The sequence below is a fragment of the Streptomyces sp. AC627_RSS907 genome (genome assembly GCF_019049165.1).
Map to the genome: position 1 here is coordinate 1 of NZ_JAGMUE010000005.1, position 17,537 is coordinate 17,537.

Below are 17,537 nucleotides of genomic sequence, written 5' to 3' on the forward strand. Positions count from 1 at the left end.
GGGGGCGGGGAAGCCGGCCGCCGAGGCCGGCAGCGTGCCGACGGCGGTCAAGCTGCCGACCATCAGGAGGCCGGCCAGGGCGAGGTGCCTGAGTCTGCTGCGTCTCACGGGAGTTGCCCTTCGTCGTTCCAGCAAGGTGGGGGTGGAACAACCGCAGTCTGAGAGCGCTCTCGTCGGGTTGGGTCGAGCTTAGCCAGGCAGCATCGTCAGGTCCATGCCAATGCAGCCCCTTTCCGGAGCACTCCGCCCCGTCCGCCGGGTTGGCCGGTCCCGGACGGGGCACTCAGTGCTGCGTCCTTGCAGTGACGGCTTGTGGACACGGGAGGCACGCATGGCGGTGCGGCATCGGTTGATCCAGGCGAGCCCCCGGGCGGTGTGGGACGTCCTCGCCGACGGCGACCTGTACGTGCGGTGGGTGGTGGGACCCTCGAAGGTCGTCCCCAAGTCGGGCCCGTGGCCACGGGTCGGTGCGACGATCGCCTACGAGGTGCGCCTCGGTCCGCTGCGGCTGAACAACGAGTCGGTCGTCAGACACTGCGTGGAGGGCTCCCAGCTGGAACTCGAGGCGAAGGCGGGCAGACTCGGCACCGCCCGGATCGCCATCGAGCTGCGTCCGTGGGGCGAGCAGTGCCTGCTGATCGTGGACGAACACCCGTTGCGCGGCCCCGGCGGACTGCTGCACAACGTGGGCCTCGAGGCGTTCCTCCAGGTGCGGCACCGGGCGATGCTCGCCAGGCTCGCCGAACTGTGCGAGTCCCAGGCCGGTGACCAGTGCCGGCCCGACCCGGCGAACACGGCCGGATCCGTGGCGTTCGGGCCGGGAGCCGGGCGTGCCTGACGCGGTCGTGGTCGGGGCCGGCCCCAACGGGCTGGTGGCGGCGAACCTGCTGGTGGACGCCGGCTGGAGCGTGGAGGTGCTGGAGGAGCAGCACGAGCCGGGCGGAGCGGTGCGGCACGACAGCGGGGTCGCGCCCGGCTTCGTCAACGACCTGTTCAGCTCCTTCTACCCGCTCGCCGCCGCGTCCCCGGTCCTCGCCGGACTGCGGCTGGAGGACCACGGCCTGCGCTGGGCCCACGCGCCCCATGTGCTGGCCCATCCCCTGACCGACGGCACGTGCGCCGTCCTCGACCGCGACGTCGGCACCACCGCCGCCTCCCTCGACGTCTTCGCACCGGGGGACGGCGCCGCCTGGGACCGCCTGCACGGGGTGTGGGACCGCTACCGGGCGGACATCCTGGACGCCCTCTTCACCCCCTTCCCCCCGGTCCGGGCCGGCGCCCGGCTGGCTCTGCGGCTGCGCGCCGGGGGCGGGCTCAGGCTGGCGCGCACCCTGGTGCTGCCGGTGCGCCGGCTGGGCGAGGAGGAGTTCCGCGGCGAGGGCGGCAAGCTGCTCCTGGCCGGCAACGCCCTGCACGCCGACCTCGCGCCCGAGGCCGCGGGAAGCGGCGGCTTCGGCTGGCTGATGTCGATGCTCGGACAGACCTACGGCTTTCCCGTGCCGGTCGGCGGCGCCGGAGCCCTCACCGCGGCGCTGGTCCACCGGCTGCGCGCCCGCGGCGGCACCCTGCGCTGCGGGCGACGCGTCGAGCACGTCCTGGTCCGCGACCGGCGCGCGGTGGGCGTACGCACGGCCGGCGGGGAGACCGTCGCCGCCCGGCGCGCCGTCCTCGCGGACGTGTCCGTGCCCGCCCTATACGGCGAGCTCGTCGCCCCGGAGCACCTGCCGGACCAGGTCCTCGCCGACCTGCGGCGCTTCCAGTGGGACTTCGCCACGTTCAAGGTGGACTGGGCGCTGGACGGCCCCGTCCCCTGGCGGTGCGGGGACGCGGCGCGCGCCGGGACCGTGCACCTGGCCGACGGTCTCGACGAGCTGACCCGCTTCGCCGCCCAGATCGCCATGCACCAGGTCCCCGACCGCCCCTTCGCGCTGTTCGGCCAGATGACGACCACGGACGCGACCCGCTCACCCCGCGGCACGGAGTCCGCCTGGGCCTACACCCACGTCCCCCACGACGTCCGGGGCGACGTGGGCGAGGAGGGCGTCACCGGCCGCTGGGACCTGGAGGAGCAGGAGATCATGGCCGACCGCGTCGAGCGCCAGGTGGAACGCTTCGCGCCCGGTTTCCGCGCGCTGATCCGGGCCCGGCGCGTGCTCGCACCGCCGACGCTCCAGGCCATGGACGCCAACCTGGAGGGCGGTGCCATCAACGGCGGCACCACCGCCATGCACCAGCAGCTCGTCTTTAGGCCCGTGCCCGGCACCGGGCGCCCGGAGACCCCGGTGGCCGGCCTCTTCCTCGCCTCCGCGGGCGCCCACCCGGGAGGCGGCGTGCACGGGGCGCCGGGTGCCAACGCCGCACGCGCCGCGCTGCGGCAGCACCGGTTCGCGGGCCTGACGCGGATGCAGCGGGCCCTGACCCGTCGCGACCGCACCGGCGACAAACGGTGACCGCCAGTGACCGGCCCCGCCTCCGTCCCCGCATCCCCCGAGCAGAGGACCGAACGGTGACGGACCGAACGGTGACGGACAGCCCCCTCCGCCACCGCGTCGTCGTGGTGACCGGCGCCGCCCGCGGACTGGGCGCGGCCCTGGCGCAGGGCTGTGCCCGCCGAGGCGCCCGGCTCGCCCTGCTCGGCCATGAGAAGCCGCGGCTGGACGCCGTGGCGGCGGCCCTGCCCACGCCGGCGCTCGCCGTCGAGGTCGACGTCACCGACGCGGCCGCGCTGGACGAGGCGGCCGGCGAGGTCCGCGGGCGCCTGGGGCAGCCGTCGGTCGTGGTGGCGAACGCCGGAATCGCGGAGGGCGGCCCGTTCGCCACCTCGAACCCGGCCGAGTGGCGTCGCGTGGTCGACGTCAACCTGACCGGCAGCGCCCACACGGCCCGGGCCTTCCTGCCGGACCTGGTCGACACGGCCGGCTACCATCTCCAGATCGCCTCGCTGGCCTCGCTCGGCGCCGCCCCCATGATGAGCGCCTACTGCGCCTCCAAGGCGGGCGTGGAGGCCTTCGCCCACTCGCTCCGCGCCGAGGTCGCCCACCACGGGGTCGCCGTGGGCATCGCCTACCTCAGCTGGATCGACACCGACATGATCCGCGACGCCGACCGGTACGCGGTCCTGCGCGAAGTGCGCGCGCACATGCCCGCTCCGGCCCGCCGCATCCTCCCGGTGGACGAGGTCGCCGCCCGGGTGGTCGGTGCCGTGGAGCACCGCCGCGCCGCCGTGTACGTGCCCGGATGGCTGCGCATCGCCCAGGTGGCGCGGACGGCCCTGCCGCCTGTCGTCCTGCGCGTCACCCGGCGTGACCTGCCCCGGCTGGAGGCCGAGGGGGCCACGGACCCGACCGGCCCCCTCGGCGCGGGCGGACTGGCCGACCGCGCGGCGGCGGGCAGAGGGGCGTAGGGCCCGTCCGGCGATGTCCGCCTGCCTCGCGACGCCGGGCGGGCGCGCTCGCAGCGTTGCGACACCCCCACCTGGCGGAGCCACGAGGGCGTGCCGGGCCGCGCCTCGCGATCGCAGGCACCACGGACCACGAGGCCTTCGCCCTCGGGCGGACGACGGACACGCCGGACGGGCCCCGGCGCCGTACGCGCCGCCGGTGTCAGCGAAGCGCCCCGAACCTCCGTGCCAGGGCGCGCAGCAGTGCCGAACGGCCCCGGTCGGGGACCGTCCACAGCGTCTCGCCCCGCACGCCCCACCGCTCCAGCAGGGTGTTGGCCGCGAGGAACCCCGAGGTGGCGGCGCGCTCCATCAGGGCCACGGGCAGATCCGTACGGACCAGGTCCCCGGCGACGACGACGGCCGGGTCGGGCGTGCGGACCGTCGGACGGTCCCGGTACCCCCCGACGGCGAACAGGGGGCAGTCGGCCCGCCACTCGTGCCGGGCGGCGACGACGCGGGCGTGCCGGGTCTCCGGGTACACCTGGTGCAACCGGTCGACGAGACCCTTCTCCTCCACCTCCCGGACGGCCGTCGACGGCAGGGCGTAGGCGTGGAGCTCGACGACCGAACCCCCGGTGCGCGCCGACCAGCGCGCCGCCTCGCCCTCCCAGTGGGACAGCACGCTGACGTTGTCCAGTGCGCCGTAGCCGCCGGTGCCGAGGAAGCCGGGCCGGCCGGGCGCGACCGGGCGGTCCAGCCACAGCCGGGAGACCAGGAACGGCGGGGCGTTGCGCAGCCGTGCCACCCGCGCGCGCCACCCGGCGTCCCCCAGACGCGGTGAGCGGCCCACCACCCCCTTCAGTCCGCCGACGTCCAGAGCGAGCACGACCGCGTCGTACGGCCGGCAGCCGGCGCCGTCGACCACCAGACGGCCACCGGAGGGGCCCGACGGACCGGGCAGGACGGCCTCGACGGGGGCGGACGTCCGCACCTCGACCCCGCACCCCGTCAGGTGCCGCACGAGCGGATCCCACAGCGCCTGCGGAAAGGGCTCGCGGGGCACGTCGAACAGCAGTCCCTCACTGGAGCCGAGGAAGTAGATGTGGAACATCAGCGCCATCTCCGCGGCCGACAGCTCCCGCGGATCGGCGAAGAAGCTGCGGGAGAACACCTCGAAGGCCAGATGCCGGGCGGCCGCGGGAAAGCCCAGCGCGTCGAGGAAGTCGTGGGCGCTGACGTCGTCCAGCCGCTCGTGGACGCGGCGCGTACGGACGTCGAGCAGGGACAGGGCCACGGCGGGGCGCAACGCCGGCAGGTCCCGCGGCCGGAAGCTGGGGCTCAGCGCGACGAAGCCGAGCGCGCTCCACGGGGGCGTGCGCGGTACCCGGCGGAAGCCGTCGCGCAGCCCGCTGCTGTGCACCAGCGGATAGTCCGGCAGGCCGGTGAGCATGTCCAGCGCGGGATCGGCACGGCGCAACAGTCCCCGCAGGTTGTAGTACTGGCGGAAGAAGGCGTGGAAGCCCCGGGTCATCGTCGCGCGGGCGCCGCCGGGCAGGGCGACCGGCCAGCCGGCGACCCGCCCGCCGAGCACGGGCTCGCGCTCGTGGAGCACCACGCGCACGCCTCGCTCCGCGAGCACGGTCGCCGCCGCCAGTCCGGCGACGCCGCCGCCGACCACCGCGACGGACGGCGGGTCCGCGGTCACCCGCTCCCGTCCCGGCCGGGGACGGACGGCCTGTGCGCGCCGGTCCCGGCCCGGAGGCCGTGTCCCCTCGCCCCCGTTCACCGCGCGGCACCCGTCTCGGCGTCGGCCCGGCGGCCGAGGAAGGTGTGGGCGATGCCCGTCTGCCAGCCCGGCAGCGGCAGGACCCGTACCTGTGCGAACCCGGCCCGGCCCAGCCGTGCGCCGAACGCCGGCGCGGTGTCGAAGGCCGTGACGCTGCGCCACAGGTGCCGGTACAGGTCCCGGTCACCGGTGACCGTGCCGAGCGGCAGGATGACGCCCCGGCACACCGCCGCCCACACCAGCCGGTCGGCGGGCCGGCCGCCGAGCGCGTACTCGTGTACCGCCAGCCTGCCGCCCGGGGTCAGGAGCCGGTGCACCGCGCGCAGGACGGCGTCGGGATCGGCCAGGTTGCGGAACAGATAGGCGGCGAAGACCGCGTCGAAGGGGCCGGGCAGCCGGGCCCGGCGCGTTTCCTCCGCACGGGCGTGCACGAACCGCACCCGCGACGGCCAGTCCTTGGCGCGGGCCCGGCGCAGCATACCCGTCGAGGCGTCCACGCCCACGATCTCCGCGCCGGGGAACGCGGCGGCCAGTGCCGCCGTCGACGCGCCCGTGCCGCAGCCCAGGTCGAGTACCCGGTGGCCCGCGCCGCCGTCCGGGAGGCGCAGCCGGCGGGCGGAGCGGCGCAACTGGGCGTGGTAGCCGGGGTTGAGCGCGACGAGGCGGTCGTAGCGGCCCGCACCGTGGTCGAAGGCGGCGGTCAGCGCGGCGTCGCGCAGCAGGGGCATCGCAGCTCCAAGGGGCGGGGGTCGCTCAGGGCCGGCGGCGGGGCAGCCACGGCAGTTCGGCCGCCGTACGCAGCATCGGCAGGACGGGGGTGCGCACGCCGACCGCGAGGTCCTCGTACCACCGGCACCGTCCGTCGAGGAAGCGCAGCAGCCGGTGGACGGGGACGCGGTCGAACAGCCGGAAGAAGAGGTCGGGGCCGTCCACCCGGCCGGTGTCCAGCGCGCGCAGCAGCACCGCGTCCATCAGCCGGGCCCGCGCCGGGTACGGGGGCGGCGGCACCGGGCGGCGGCCGGCGCGCACGGCACGGGCGATGGCCTCGGACTGCCGCTGCACGGCGGCGAAGGTGTAGCCGGTGGAGGCGCGGGTCGCCCCGCCCGCGACCCCGATCCGGAAGACGGAGGCGGGGACGGAGCCGGGGCCTTCCGCCTGCCGCGCGAAGACGGCGTCGGTCATCGGGATCACCCCCTGCTCCGTCGACAGGATCTCCGTGCCGCCGGTGCGCAGGACGCGGCGCGTGTAGTCCTCCAGGGCGCCGTCGTACTCGGCGGACGTCAGCGGCGCGGGCCCGAACTCGGTGTACTCGACCAGCGCGGTGTGCCGGCCGGTGGGGAGCACGTAGCCGAAGGACAGGCCGCGCGCGGGCCGGGGGGTGCGGAAGTCCATCAGGTCGACCACCGCCGGGTCGAAGACCGGCCGCTCGGTGCGGACGAACCAGCCGCGGAAGTGCTGGAGAAGGCGGGTGCGGGCGGCGGGCGGCCGGTCCGGCGGGCGGGAGTCGAACACGGAGCGGGCGCGCAGGCCGATCCGGGCCCCGGCGGCGTCGGTGGCCGTCACGCACGCGGTCCCGTCCGGCAGCGGGGTCACCGTGCCGACGGTCGCCTCCAGACGCCGCAGCCCCGGCCGGTCCTTCAGGTCACGGTCCACCATCGCCTCGAAGTCGTCCGAGCGGATCATCTTGTAGCGCGCGGGCGCGAGATGCCTGCGTACGACCGCCCCGTCCCGGCTCCGCACCCGCAGCCACTCCCACGACGCCGTCGTCGCCGGGTCGAAGCGGCCCGGCCCGGACTCCCAGAAGCACCAGGTGCGGCGGGGCACCCGCAGCGGCCCCGGGGGCGGAGCCACGAGGACGACGCGGGGCCCGGGGCGGTGGGGCGTGCCGGCCGGGAGCCGGTGCGCCAGGGACAGGCCCGCCGCCCCGGCCCCGACGATCACGATGTCCGCCTCGACCACGGCCTCTCCTTCCCTCACCCGGCGGGGCCCGTCCCGCCGCACCGGACCGGGGGCGTACGACGGGGGTACGAGGGGCCCGCGCCCGGGGGTGCGCGACGAGCGCGCGACGGCTCGGCTCCGGCGCAGTATTCCGTCCCCGCGCCGACCGCGGACGCACGGCGCGCTGGACTGCCCGGGGCGGGTGCCCGCCGGGCGGGTGACCGCAGGGCCCGAAAGGGCCCGGACCGCGTCGTGCGGCACGCGGACGGGGAAGGCATGACGCCGAGCCTCCGGCGGACGGCGGCCGGCGCGGGCGGTGTGCCCGCAGCACGCCGCCCGGCCGAAGCAGCCGGCGTACCCGGCACGGCCCGCCGCCGCGCCGACGACGAGAGGACCCGGGATGTGCCCCAGCACCGCCGACCACGGCAGCCGACCGCCGCGGGACCGGCCGCCCGCGGGACGGGGCCCGCGATGACGCGGACGGTGACCGGACGCACCGACCACGTCGTGGTCGTGGGCGCGGGGCTCGCGGGTCTGTCGGCCACCCTGCACCTGCTGGGCTCCGGACGACGGGTGACGGTCGTGGAACGCGACCCGCTGCCCGGCGGCCGTGCCGGGCGGCGGGAGCTCGGCGGCTACCACCTCGACACGGGCCCGACCGTCCTGACGATGCCGGAGCTGGCCGACGAGGCCTTCGCCGCCGTGGGCGAGCGACTGGGCGACCGCGTCGACCTGCTGCCCCTGCACCCCGCCTACCGGGCGTGCTTCGCCGACGGCGGCACACTGGACGTGCACACCGACGCCGCCGCGATGGAGGCGGAGGTCGAACGGTTCGCCGGACCGCGGGAGGCGGCCGGATACCGGCGGCTGCGGGCCTGGCTGCGACAGCTGTACGCCGTCCAGATGCGCCGGTTCATCGACGCCAACTTCGACTCGCCGCTCGGCCTGCTCACGCCCGACCTGGCCCGGCTCGCCGCCGTCGGCGGCTTCGGCCGGCTGGACGCGCGCATCGCACGGTTCCTGACGGACGAACGGCTCAGGCGCGTCTTCTCCTTCCAGGCCCTGTACGCCGGTGTCGCACCCTCCCGGGCGCTGGCCGCCTACGCCGTCATCGCCTACATGGACACCGTGGCCGGCGTGTACTTCCCGCGCGGCGGCATGCACGCCCTGCCCCGCGCCATGGCCGCCGCCGCCACCGACGCCGGAGCCGACCTGCGCCTCGGCCAGGACGTCACCCGCCTGGAACGGTCCGGCAGCCGCGTCACGGCGGTCGTCACCGCCCACGAGCGCATCCCCTGCGACGCCGTCGTCCTCACCCCCGACCTGCCCGTCGCCCACCGGCTGCTGGGCCGCCGTCCGCGCCGGCCGGTCGCACTGCGGCACGCGCCCTCCGCCGTCGTCCTGCACGCCGGCACCACCCGCACCTGGCCGCACCTCGCCCACCACACGCTCTCCTTCGGCGCGGAATGGCGGCGGACCTTCGACGAACTGACCAGGACCGGCACCCTGATGACCGACCCGTCCCTGCTGATCACCCGCCCCACCGCCGGGGACCCCGCCCTCGCCCCGCCGGGCCGCCACCTCCACTACGTCCTCGCGCCCTGCCCCAACACCGACATCGGGCCCGGCGCCCGCGACTGGAGCGACCTCGCGCCCCGCTACCGCGACCGCCTGCTCGCCACCCTGGAACGCCGGGGACTGCACGGCGTCGCCGCCGCCATCGAGGAGGAGTGCCTGGTGACGCCCGCCGACTGGACCGCCCAGGGGCACGGAGCGGGCACGCCCTTCTCCGTCGCCCACACCTTCGCCCAGACGGGGCCCTTCCGTCCCCGCAACCTGGTGCGGGGCACGGACAACGCGGTCCTCGCGGGCTGCGGGACCACCCCCGGGGTCGGCGTGCCGACCGTGCTGATCTCCGGCAAGCTGGCCGCCGCCCGCATCACCGGATCACCGGTACGCCGTACGGCGGCGCGGGGCGGACGCCGATGACCCGCCGCGAACTGGACGCCGCCGGCATCACCGACCCGGCGCTGCGCGCCGCCTACACCCGGTGCCGGACGCTGAACGCCCGCCACGGACGCACCTACTTCCTGGCGACCCGCCTCCTGCCCGCCGACCGGAGACCGGCCGTGCACGCCCTGTACGGCTTCGCACGGCGGGCCGACGACATCGTCGACGACCTGGGAGCCGACGCCACACCCGCCGAGCGCGCCGCCGCCCTCTCCCGCCTCGAAGGGCGGCTGAGGCAGGCACTGGCGGGCCTGGGACCCGCCGGCGAGCCCGTGGTGCTCGCCCTGGCCGACACCGCCGCCCGGTACGCCATCGAACCGGCGCACTTCACCGACTTCATGGTCTCCATGCGCAGCGACCTCACGGTCACCGACTACGCCACCTATGACGACCTGCGCGCCTACATGCACGGCTCGGCCGCCGTCATCGGCCTCCAGATGCTGCCCGTACTGGGCACCGTGACCAGCCGGGCCCTGGCCGCCCCGCACGCCGCCGCGCTGGGTGTCGCCTTCCAGCTCACCAACTTCCTGCGGGACGTCGGCGAGGACCTGGACCGCGGCCGGATCTACCTCCCGGGGGACCTGCTGGCCGCGCACGGCGTGGACCGGTCCCTGCTCACCTGGAGCCGGCGCACCGGCCGCCACGACCCGCGCATCACCACCGCGCTACGGGCGGCGGAGGACCTCACCCGGGCGGCCTACCGCGAGGCCGCGCCCGGACTGGCGATGCTGGACCCGGTGGCGCGGCCCTGCGTCCGCACCGCCTACGTGCTCTACCGGAACATCCTCGACGCCATCGCGGCCGACGGGTACGCGGTCCTGCACCGGCGCGCGACGGTCTCCCGCCGACGGCGCGCGGTCGTCGCGGCCGACGGGCTCGCCCGGGTGCTGGCCGCCCGCACGGCGTTCCGTGGCGCCGCCGGGCGCCACGGAACACCACCGATGCCCTGCCGGAACGACGCCCACCCCGCGAAGGAGGCCGGATGACGCGGCACGCCCGCCCCCGCCGGGGCCGCCACCCCCTGCGTCTGCGCCGCCACCCCGTCCCCTGGCAGCACCAGCGGCCGACCTGGCGCGAGGCCCGGCCCGCCGTCATCGCGGGGGCACTGAAGCGCGCCCTGGCACGCCCCGCGGGCAACTGGTACGTCCTCGGCACCAGCACGGACCTCCGATCCGCCCGCCCGCTGGCCGGCACGGTCGCCGGCGTCGAGGTCGTCGTCTGGCGGGACCCGCGCGGGCGCCTGGTGGGCGGCCCCGGCGCGTGCCCCCACCTCGGGGCCCCGCTGGCGGACAGCCCGGTGCGGTGCGGCACGCTGGTCTGCCACTGGCACGGACTCGCCCTGGACGGCACCTCGTTCGCCGGCTGGGAACCCCTGCCGGTCCACGACGACGGCGTACTGGTGTGGGTGCGCCTGGACGACGTGGGCAAGGAGCCGCCCACCCCGGCGCCCGTCGTGCCCGCCAGGCCGCCGCTTGCCACGGCCCTGACGTCCGTCTGGCGCGGGGTCGGGGACTGCGATCCCGAGGACGTCGTCGCCAACCGGCTCGACCCGTGGCACGGCGCCTGGTTCCATCCGTACTCCTTCGTGGACCTCACCGTCGTCGAGGCGCCCGGGGAGTCCCCGGACGGCGGCGAGGACGACGACCGCTTCGTCGTGGACGTGTCCTTCCGGCTCGCGGGCCGGCTCGTCGTCCCCGTACGGGCCGAGTTCACCGCACCGGAGCCCCGCACCGTCGTCATGCGCATCACCGACGGAGAGGGCACCGGCTCGGTCGTGGAGAGCCACGCCACGCCACTCGGCCCGGACCGCGACGGCCGCTCGCGCACCGCGGTCGTCGAAGCGGTGCTGGCCACCTCGGACCGGCCGGGTTTCCCCGTGGCCCGCCGCCTGGCACCGGCCCTGCGCCCGCTCATGCGGGCCGCCGCCGGCCGCCTGTGGCGCGACGACCTCGCCTACGCCGAACGCCGCGGCCGGCTGCGCGACCGCGGCCGGTCTCCCGGCTGAACGGAGGCGGACCGGCATGCAGACCTTCCTCCCCCACCCCGGCTTCCGCGAGTCGGCCCTCACCCTCGACCGGCGCCGGCTCGGCAAACAGCGGGTCGAGGCGCTCCAGGTGCTGCGCGGCCTGACCGTGCCCGGCTACGGCTGGCGCCGGCACCCGGCGGTGCGGATGTGGGCGGGCTACGAGGAGGCACTCGTCCGCTACGGCCTGGAAGTCTGCCGGGTCTGGCGTGAGCAGGGGCACCAGGACAGTTGCGCGGCCTCACTCGTGGCCGGACTGGCCGCGTGCCGCCCGGGCGAGCCGGTGCGGGACCAGCCGGACCTCGCGGACGCCGGGGAGCTGCCGCCCTGGCTCGGGGACGACGCCTTCCACCGCAGCCACCGGTCGGCCCTGGTGCGCAAGGACCCCGGCGTGTACGCCGCACGTTTTCCCGGTGTCCCGGACGACCTGCCCTATGTGTGGCCGGCTTCGGACCGGGAACGGGGGGAGCCGGGAAGCGGCGGGTAGGGCGGCTCAGGCCCGCTGCCCCCCGGAGAGCTGCTTCAGGTCGACGGTCTGACCGGCCGGCGGCTGCTCGGGCCGCACCGGTTCGTCGTACTCGCCGAAGGTGACGCTGCCCGGGTTCTCGCCGCCCTCGGTCGTCGTCCGCAGGATGTACGGTTCGCCCTCCGTGGCGACGTACAGGGCGAGTGTCTGCCCGGCGGAGGTCTTCTTCGTGAGCTTCAGGGCCTCCTTGCCGTCCACCTCCGAGGTGGAGCCCCGCTTCATGCCCCGGCGGTCGGACTTGTCCTCGTCCATGGCGGCGATGAAGCCCTGCTTGTCGCAGACCCCGGCGGTGGTGGCGTCGTTCGCCGGCATCCTCACCCACTTGCCCTGGAGCTTCGGCACCATCTTCCGTGCCGTGTCGGGCTGCCGCTTCAGGGCGTTCAGCCAGTACTGCTCGTCACCGCGCAGGTAGAGCGTCGCGTCGGTGTGCCGCACGTCCGCCTCGGCCCCACCGGCTCCGATGGTGCCCTGGCAGTTCTTCTCCTGGTCGACCGAGACGTCGATGGTGACGGTGCTGCCGTCCTTCAGACGGGTGTCACCCTTCAGGTGCACGGACTTCGCCCGCTGCGTGGCCTCGACGGCCTTCGCGGCGATGTCGTCGGCGCTCTGCCCCTCGAAGGGCGTGCTCTCGCCACCCGAATCGCCGCCGCAGCCGGCCAGTAAGGCGGCGGAGACGCTCATGGCGGCCACAGCGGTCGCTACTTTGCCGGTGCGCACTGGCATTCCCTTCCCGTGTCGGTACTTCTCCGTCACATCCCTTGCTGTCCCGATGCGTTGGCACCGGGGAGTTTCGACTACCCCCGATTCCCGCGCACGCACGTGAAGGGCGGGCCGTGGCGCCGTGGGAGGGCCGGCGCCGCCGATTGGTCCCCGACGGCGTCCACGAAGTGGACCCCGCGGCGGGCCGCCGTGCTTTCTAGCGTGGCGGTCATGAACACCACCACCACGCGCGGGGTCCTGCTCGCCGCGCTCGCCTGTGTCCTCGTCGGAGGGTCCTTCACCGCCAACAGCCTCCTCGGGGACTACCCGTACGCGGGCGGCCAGTTCCTGCGCTACGGCCTGGCCTTCCTGCTGCTCGTCCCGCTCGCCGGGCCCGGCGCCGCGACCCGGCTGCGCTCGCTCGGTGCCGGCCGGTGGCTGCGCCTCGCGCTGCTCGCGGCCGTCGGCATGGTCGGCTTCAACCTGGCCGTCCTCGCCGCGGAACGCACGGCGGAACCCGCGGTCCCCGGGGTCTTCGTCGGCTGCGCGCCCGTGGTGGTCGCCGTCGTCGTCCCGCTCCTGGACGGGCGCCGGCCGCAGCGCCTGGTGCTGTACGGGGCGCTGCTCGTGGCCGTGGGCGCCTTCACGGTCCAGGGATGGGGGCGCACCGACGGCGCGGGCATCGCCTTCTCCGTGTGCGCCCTGGTCGGCGAGGTCGGGTTCGCCGTCCTGGCCGTACCGGTGCTGCGGCCCCTGGGGCCGCGGCTGCTGTCCACCGTGGTGTGCGGGATCGCGGCCGTCGAGTCCGCGGCGGCAGGTGTCCTGGCCGACGGTTCCGGGTGGCTGCGGCGGCCGGACGCGGTCGAGACGGGCGCGCTGCTGTGGCAGGCGGCGGTGGTCACCGTCATCGGGTTCGTGTGCTGGTACATGGGCATGCAGCGGATCGGCGCCGAGCGCGCCACCCTGTTCTCCGGCCTGATCCCCGTCGCCGCCGCCTGCACGGCACCGCTCGTCGGCACGGGATCCTACGGTGCCGCGCAGGCCGTGGGCAGCGCCCTGGTCTGCGCCGGAGTCGCCGTGGGGTCGGGGGCGTCGCTCCGGTTCGCGCGCCGGGGCCGCCCCGCCGGGAGGAGTCAGCGGGCCTCGGAGCGCTCCTTGGCGAAGCGGTAGAGGTCCTTCGAGGTGGTGATGAGCTCCCGCTGTTCCTGCCGGGAGCCGACCATGGGCTGCGAGCCGTTGAGCGGCACCTGGGCGCTCTCCGGCATGAACTTCACGGTCACCAGGCCGATCGCGCCGGCCACCATCAGGTAGTAGGCGGGCATCATGTCGTCGCCTGTGATGTTCACCAGTGCCTCGGTGAACAGCGGCGTGGTGCCGCCGAAGGCCGCGACGGAGAAGTTGAACCCGATGCCCATGGCCGCGTAGCGCACGGCGGTCGGGAACAGCGCGGGCAGGGTCGCGGCGCTCGGCGCGGCGAAGCAGGCCAGCAGCGTGGACAGGAGCAGGACCCCGGCGATCGGCGCCCAGGTGCCGTCGGCCTTCAGAAGCAGGAAGGCCGGTGCGGCGAGGACGATCATGGCGGCGGCGCCGACGGCGTAGAGCGGGCGCCGGCCGACGTGGTCGCTGAGCCGGCCGAGGAAGGTGATCAGCAGCACGATCCACACCATGCCGATCAGCACCAGGACGTCGGCGAAGCCGCTGGAGCGCTCCAGGGTCTCCGTCTGGTACGTGGGCAGGTAACCGGTGACCATGTAGTTGGTGACGTTGTAGAGCAGCACCAGGCCCATGCAGATGAGCAGCGGACGCCAGTGGTTCCTGATGATGGTCTTGAACTCGCTGCCCGCCGACTGCTGGGCGAGGCTCTGTTCGTGCTTGTCGAGCTGCTGCTGGAAGGCGGGGGACTCCTCGAGCTTGAGCCGCATGTACAGGCCGATGAGGCCCAGCGGACCGGCGATCAGGAACGGCAGACGCCAGCCCCAGGAGAGCATCTGGGCGTCGGTCAGCGTCAGGTTCAGGACGGTGACCAGCGCCGAGCCCAGGGCGTAGCCGACGAACGTGCCGAAGTCGAGCCAGCTGGAGAGGAAGCCGCGCCGGCGGTCGGGTGAGTACTCGGCGACGAAGGTGGTGGCGCCGCCGTACTCGCCACCGGTGGAGAAGCCCTGGACCATTCGGGCGAGCAGCAGGAGGACCGGGGCGGCGATGCCGATGGTGGCGAAGCTGGGGATCAGCCCGATGGAGAAGGTGCCGAGCGCCATCAGGATCATGGTGGTGGCGAGCACCTTCTGCCGTCCGATGCGGTCCCCGAGCGGGCCGAAGACGAGGCCGCCGAGCGGGCGCACGACGAACGCCGCGGCGAAGGTGGCGAACGAGGAGATGACCTGGGCGGCCGGGGAGGCGCCCGGGAAGAAGACCTTGCCGAGGGTGGCGGCCAGGTAGCTGTAGACGCCGAAGTCGAACCACTCCATGCAGTTGCCGAGCGCCGAGGCGCCCACGGCGCGTTTGAGCAGCGGCCCCTCGACGACCTTGACGTCCTCCTCACGGAAGGCCCGCTTGTTGCGCCCAAGCCGCCGGGACAGCTCCTCGCGCACCTGGTGCGGCAGGCGCGCGACCGTACTGGGCATCTTCACCCGGCCCAGGGGGCCGGACCTGCCGTCAGGCTTCGCGTCGTCCACGCTGCCGCCTTTCTGTCGCCTCACCACGATTCGCCTAAGCGAATTCTGCGCCGCAATGATCGTCCGGCGCATGCCGAGGCTGCTGCCCGGGTTCGCGCGGATCACACCCCGCGCACCGGTGTCGAGGCGGGGGCGGGGGCGGGGTGAGGGCTCAGGGTCGCGCGGGGCGGCTCCAGCGGGTGGAGCCGCCCCGCGCGCGCCGGGGAGGGCGGCGCCCTGGTCGGTGAGCGGCGCGCCGACCCGGGAGCGGGTGGGCCGTATCCGGTCGTGGTGCGGGGCCCGTCCGTTCCCGGGTGCCGGGGCCGAGCGCGGCGCGTCCGGTCTCCAGGGCCTCGCTCACCGAGCCGGGCGGCGGCCACCCGACGGTCCGTCCCGGCACCGTGCGGGGCGTGCGGTCACCGCCGCCCGGACCACTGCCGGTGAGTGGGCTACCGGCGGCTGCGCACCAGGAGGTACAGGAAGTACGGCGTACCGATCACCGCCGTCATGAGCCCCGCGCCGAGCTGGGCCGGGGCGATCACCGTGCGGCCGAGCAGATCGGCCGCACAGACGAGGGTGGCGCCCAGGAGGATCGAGACCGGCACGACCCGTACGTGTCGCCGGCCCACGAGTGCGCGTGCCGCGTGCGGGGCCACGAGCCCCACGAACCCGATGGTGCCCGCGCAGGCCACGGCGGTCGAGCTGAGCACCACACTCAGTACGAGGAAGCCGAGGCGGCCCGGCGCCAGCCGCAGACCGAGCAGCCGCGGCGTGTCCTCGTCCAGGGAGATCAGGTCCAGCTCGGTGCGGCGGGCCACCGCCACCCCGGTGCCGACCACCAGCGCCACCGCCACCGGCACGACGTCCGGCATGGTCCGCCCGTAGGTGGAACCCGACAGCCAGGTCAGGGCCTTGGTCGCGTTGAACGGGTCCGTGAGCACGATCAGCAGGCTGATCAGCGCCGCCGTCGCCGAGGCGACGCCGATGCCGACCAGGACGAGCCGGTTCTGCTGGAAGCCGCCCCGGGCGGCGAGCCCGAAGACGAGGACGGCGGTGATGCCGGCCCCGGCGAACGCGGCCCCGGCGATCCCCCACGTGCCCGCGGCCGGCACGGTGGTCACCAGGATCACGGCGCCCAGCGCGCCCCCGCCCGTGACACCGAGGACGTTCGGCTCCGCGAGCGGGTTGCGGGTGACGGCCTGCACCAGTGTGCCGGCCAGGGCGAGCGCCGCACCCGCGCCGAGCGCGGCGAGCACCCGGGGCACCCGCGTGTCCAGCACGAAGGAGACGGTCCGCCCGGCCTTCCCCTGCGCCCAGTTGACGACGTCACCGAGCAGGAGCTTGCTGTCACCCACCAGCACGGCGGCGATCACGAGGCCCACCAGGACGGCTGCCAGGACGGCGACCGTGGCCAGGAACACCGCCCGGCTCGGGATGCGCAGCCGGTCCGGGGCGCCGGCCCCGGCGGTGTCCCGCAGCCGCTGTGCCATGACGACGAGGAACACGGCGCCGACGAGGCTGGTGACCACGCCGGTGGGCACGGACACGGCGCGGTCGTCCGCCACCAGGACCCGCAGCAGGACGTCCGAACCGAGCACCAGGGCCGCGCCGGTCAGAGCGGCCGCGGGCATGGACGTACGGGACCGCGCGAAGCCGCGGAAGCGGCGGGAGAGCGGGCGGACCAGGGCGGGCGCGCACAGGCCGACGAAGCCGATGGGGCCGGCGAGCGTGACCGCCGCGGCGGACAGCAGCGCGGCCAGCACGACGACCGTGACCCGGGTGGCCCGGACCGGGACGCCCAGCCCGCGCGCCACGTCGTCGCCGAGGGCGAGCGCGTCCACGCGACGGGCCGTCAGCAGCAGCCCGACCAGCCCGACGAGGGCGACGGGCAGCATCTGCAGGACGCCGTCGAAGCCGTTCTGGCCGATGCTGCCCTGGTTCCACTGGTAGAGGCCCTCGGTCTGCTCCGGGAAGAGCAGGAGCAGACCCTCCGTCATGGAGTTGAGGCCCAGCATCAGCGCGGTGCCGGCGAGTACGAGCCGGACGGTGCCCGTGCCGAGGCCGGACAGGCCGAGCACGACGGCCGCCGCCGCCAGGCCGCCGGCGAAGGCGACGCCGGAGGAGGCGATCATCGGGAGCGAGACGCCGGTGGCGCCGGCCAGCCCGAGCGCCAGGTAGGAACCCGCGTTCACCGCGAGGGTGTCGGGGGAGGCCAGCACGTTGCGGCTGACCTTCTGGAGCACCGCGCCGGCCATGCCGAGGACGGCGCCGACCAGCAGGCCGGCGGTCATGCGCGGCAGCCGGGACGCGATCACGACGGACGCGTCGTCCGGTTCGGCCTGTCCGGTCAGGGCCTTGAACACCTCGGCCGGTCCGACGGCGGCGGTGCCCTGGGTGATGTCGACGACGGCGAGGACGGCGACCAGCAGGACGATCCCGGCCGTCACCGCGGCCGCGCCCGACCGGGACGTCGGGACCGTCGACGGACGAGTCGCGGGCTTGGTTGCGGTGACGGCCATGGC

14 protein-coding genes are annotated in these 17,537 nt (G+C 75.4%); 8 read left to right on the forward strand and 6 right to left on the reverse strand.

The genetic code is table 11. From position 1 onward, the window contains the following. Nucleotides 1-331: 331 nt before the first annotated feature. The 3 genes from KUM32_RS00745 (at nt 332) to KUM32_RS00755 (ending at nt 3,403) form a co-directional block, all read left to right on the forward strand. Nucleotides 332-838 carry an SRPBCC family protein gene (locus tag KUM32_RS00745; RefSeq protein WP_217139756.1) on the forward strand — a complete coding sequence of 169 codons (507 nt, stop codon included), beginning with the start codon at nt 332-334 and terminating at the stop codon, nt 836-838. Continuing rightward, nucleotides 831-2,450 (forward strand): NAD(P)/FAD-dependent oxidoreductase, encoded by a 1,620-nt coding sequence (locus KUM32_RS00750; RefSeq protein ID WP_217139757.1) that lies wholly within the window; start codon nt 831-833, stop codon nt 2,448-2,450. Before KUM32_RS00745 ends, KUM32_RS00750 begins: the two co-directional genes overlap by 8 nt. Nucleotides 2,451-2,521: 71 nt before the next feature. Next, entirely contained in the window at nt 2,522-3,403 is an 882-nt protein-coding gene (locus KUM32_RS00755; protein ID WP_217139856.1) for an SDR family oxidoreductase, read from the forward strand. 199 nt (nt 3,404-3,602) lie between these two features. On the opposite strand, the gene KUM32_RS00760 is transcribed toward KUM32_RS00755, so the two are convergent. Genes KUM32_RS00760 through KUM32_RS00770 form a run of 3 tightly spaced genes read right to left on the reverse strand, consistent with a single transcriptional unit; the run spans nt 3,603 to nt 7,127 of the window. Then, entirely contained in the window at nt 3,603-5,168 is a 1,566-nt protein-coding gene (locus KUM32_RS00760) for an FAD-dependent oxidoreductase (protein WP_217139758.1), read from the reverse strand. After that, nucleotides 5,165-5,896 (reverse strand): methyltransferase domain-containing protein, encoded by a 732-nt coding sequence (locus tag KUM32_RS00765; RefSeq protein WP_217139759.1) that lies wholly within the window; start codon nt 5,894-5,896, stop codon nt 5,165-5,167. The genes KUM32_RS00760 and KUM32_RS00765 overlap by 4 nt, the downstream gene beginning before the upstream one ends. 25 nt (nt 5,897-5,921) lie before the next feature. Continuing rightward, entirely contained in the window at nt 5,922-7,127 is a 1,206-nt protein-coding gene (locus tag KUM32_RS00770; RefSeq protein WP_217139760.1) for a lycopene cyclase family protein, read from the reverse strand. 450 nt (nt 7,128-7,577) lie between these two features. Here KUM32_RS00770 and crtI point away from each other — a divergent pair, with 450 nt between their 5' ends. The 4 genes from crtI to KUM32_RS00790 are packed head-to-tail and all read left to right on the forward strand — an operon-like array spanning nt 7,578 to nt 11,626. Then, nucleotides 7,578-9,095, forward strand: coding sequence for a phytoene desaturase family protein (crtI, locus tag KUM32_RS00775; protein ID WP_217139761.1), 1,518 nt, complete (start codon nt 7,578-7,580; stop codon nt 9,093-9,095). Continuing rightward, nucleotides 9,092-10,102, forward strand: coding sequence for a phytoene/squalene synthase family protein (locus KUM32_RS00780; RefSeq protein WP_217139762.1), 1,011 nt, complete (start codon nt 9,092-9,094; stop codon nt 10,100-10,102). Before crtI ends, KUM32_RS00780 begins: the two co-directional genes overlap by 4 nt. Beyond that, nucleotides 10,099-11,121, forward strand: a complete 1,023-nt coding sequence (locus KUM32_RS00785; RefSeq protein ID WP_217139763.1) for a DUF5914 domain-containing protein — start codon at nt 10,099-10,101, stop codon at nt 11,119-11,121. Before KUM32_RS00780 ends, KUM32_RS00785 begins: the two co-directional genes overlap by 4 nt. A 16-nt stretch (nt 11,122-11,137) precedes the next feature. Beyond that, entirely contained in the window at nt 11,138-11,626 is a 489-nt protein-coding gene (locus tag KUM32_RS00790) for an MSMEG_6728 family protein (RefSeq protein ID WP_217139764.1), read from the forward strand. Between the two features lie 6 nt (nt 11,627-11,632). Here the strand turns inward: KUM32_RS00790 and KUM32_RS00795 are convergent, their stop codons facing one another. Next, the gene (locus tag KUM32_RS00795; RefSeq protein ID WP_254404849.1) at nt 11,633-12,346 is read right to left on the reverse strand and encodes a hypothetical protein; all 714 of its coding nucleotides are present in this window, start codon (nt 12,344-12,346) and stop codon (nt 11,633-11,635) included. A 249-nt stretch (nt 12,347-12,595) separates the two neighbouring features. Here KUM32_RS00795 and KUM32_RS00800 point away from each other — a divergent pair, with 249 nt between their 5' ends. Next, nucleotides 12,596-13,534 (forward strand): DMT family transporter, encoded by a 939-nt coding sequence (locus KUM32_RS00800; protein WP_217139766.1) that lies wholly within the window; start codon nt 12,596-12,598, stop codon nt 13,532-13,534. Here the strand turns inward: KUM32_RS00800 and proP are convergent. After that, entirely contained in the window at nt 13,498-14,985 is a 1,488-nt protein-coding gene (gene proP / locus KUM32_RS00805; protein ID WP_217139857.1) for a glycine betaine/L-proline transporter ProP, read from the reverse strand. The genes KUM32_RS00800 and proP overlap by 37 nt on opposite strands. 479 nt (nt 14,986-15,464) lie before the next feature. Next, nucleotides 15,465-17,534, reverse strand: coding sequence for an iron ABC transporter permease (locus KUM32_RS00810; RefSeq protein ID WP_217139767.1), 2,070 nt, complete (start codon nt 17,532-17,534; stop codon nt 15,465-15,467). Between the last annotated feature and the right edge of the window lie 3 nt (nt 17,535-17,537).

Coding starts and splice junctions, on each gene's coding strand:
- KUM32_RS00745 (WP_217139756.1), top strand. CDS start 332: ATGGCGGTGCGGCATCGGTTGATCCAGGCGAGCCCCCGGGCGGTGTGG.
- KUM32_RS00765 (WP_217139759.1), bottom strand. CDS start 5,896: ATGCCCCTGCTGCGCGACGCCGCGCTGACCGCCGCCTTCGACCACGGT.
- crtI (WP_217139761.1), top strand. CDS start 7,578: ATGACGCGGACGGTGACCGGACGCACCGACCACGTCGTGGTCGTGGGC.
- KUM32_RS00780 (WP_217139762.1), top strand. CDS start 9,092: ATGACCCGCCGCGAACTGGACGCCGCCGGCATCACCGACCCGGCGCTG.
- KUM32_RS00785 (WP_217139763.1), top strand. CDS start 10,099: ATGACGCGGCACGCCCGCCCCCGCCGGGGCCGCCACCCCCTGCGTCTG.
- KUM32_RS00790 (WP_217139764.1), top strand. CDS start 11,138: ATGCAGACCTTCCTCCCCCACCCCGGCTTCCGCGAGTCGGCCCTCACC.
- KUM32_RS00795 (WP_254404849.1), bottom strand. CDS start 12,346: ATGAGCGTCTCCGCCGCCTTACTGGCCGGCTGCGGCGGCGATTCGGGT.
- KUM32_RS00800 (WP_217139766.1), top strand. CDS start 12,596: ATGAACACCACCACCACGCGCGGGGTCCTGCTCGCCGCGCTCGCCTGT.
- proP (WP_217139857.1), bottom strand. CDS start 14,985: ATGCCCAGTACGGTCGCGCGCCTGCCGCACCAGGTGCGCGAGGAGCTG.
- KUM32_RS00810 (WP_217139767.1), bottom strand. CDS start 17,534: ATGGCCGTCACCGCAACCAAGCCCGCGACTCGTCCGTCGACGGTCCCG.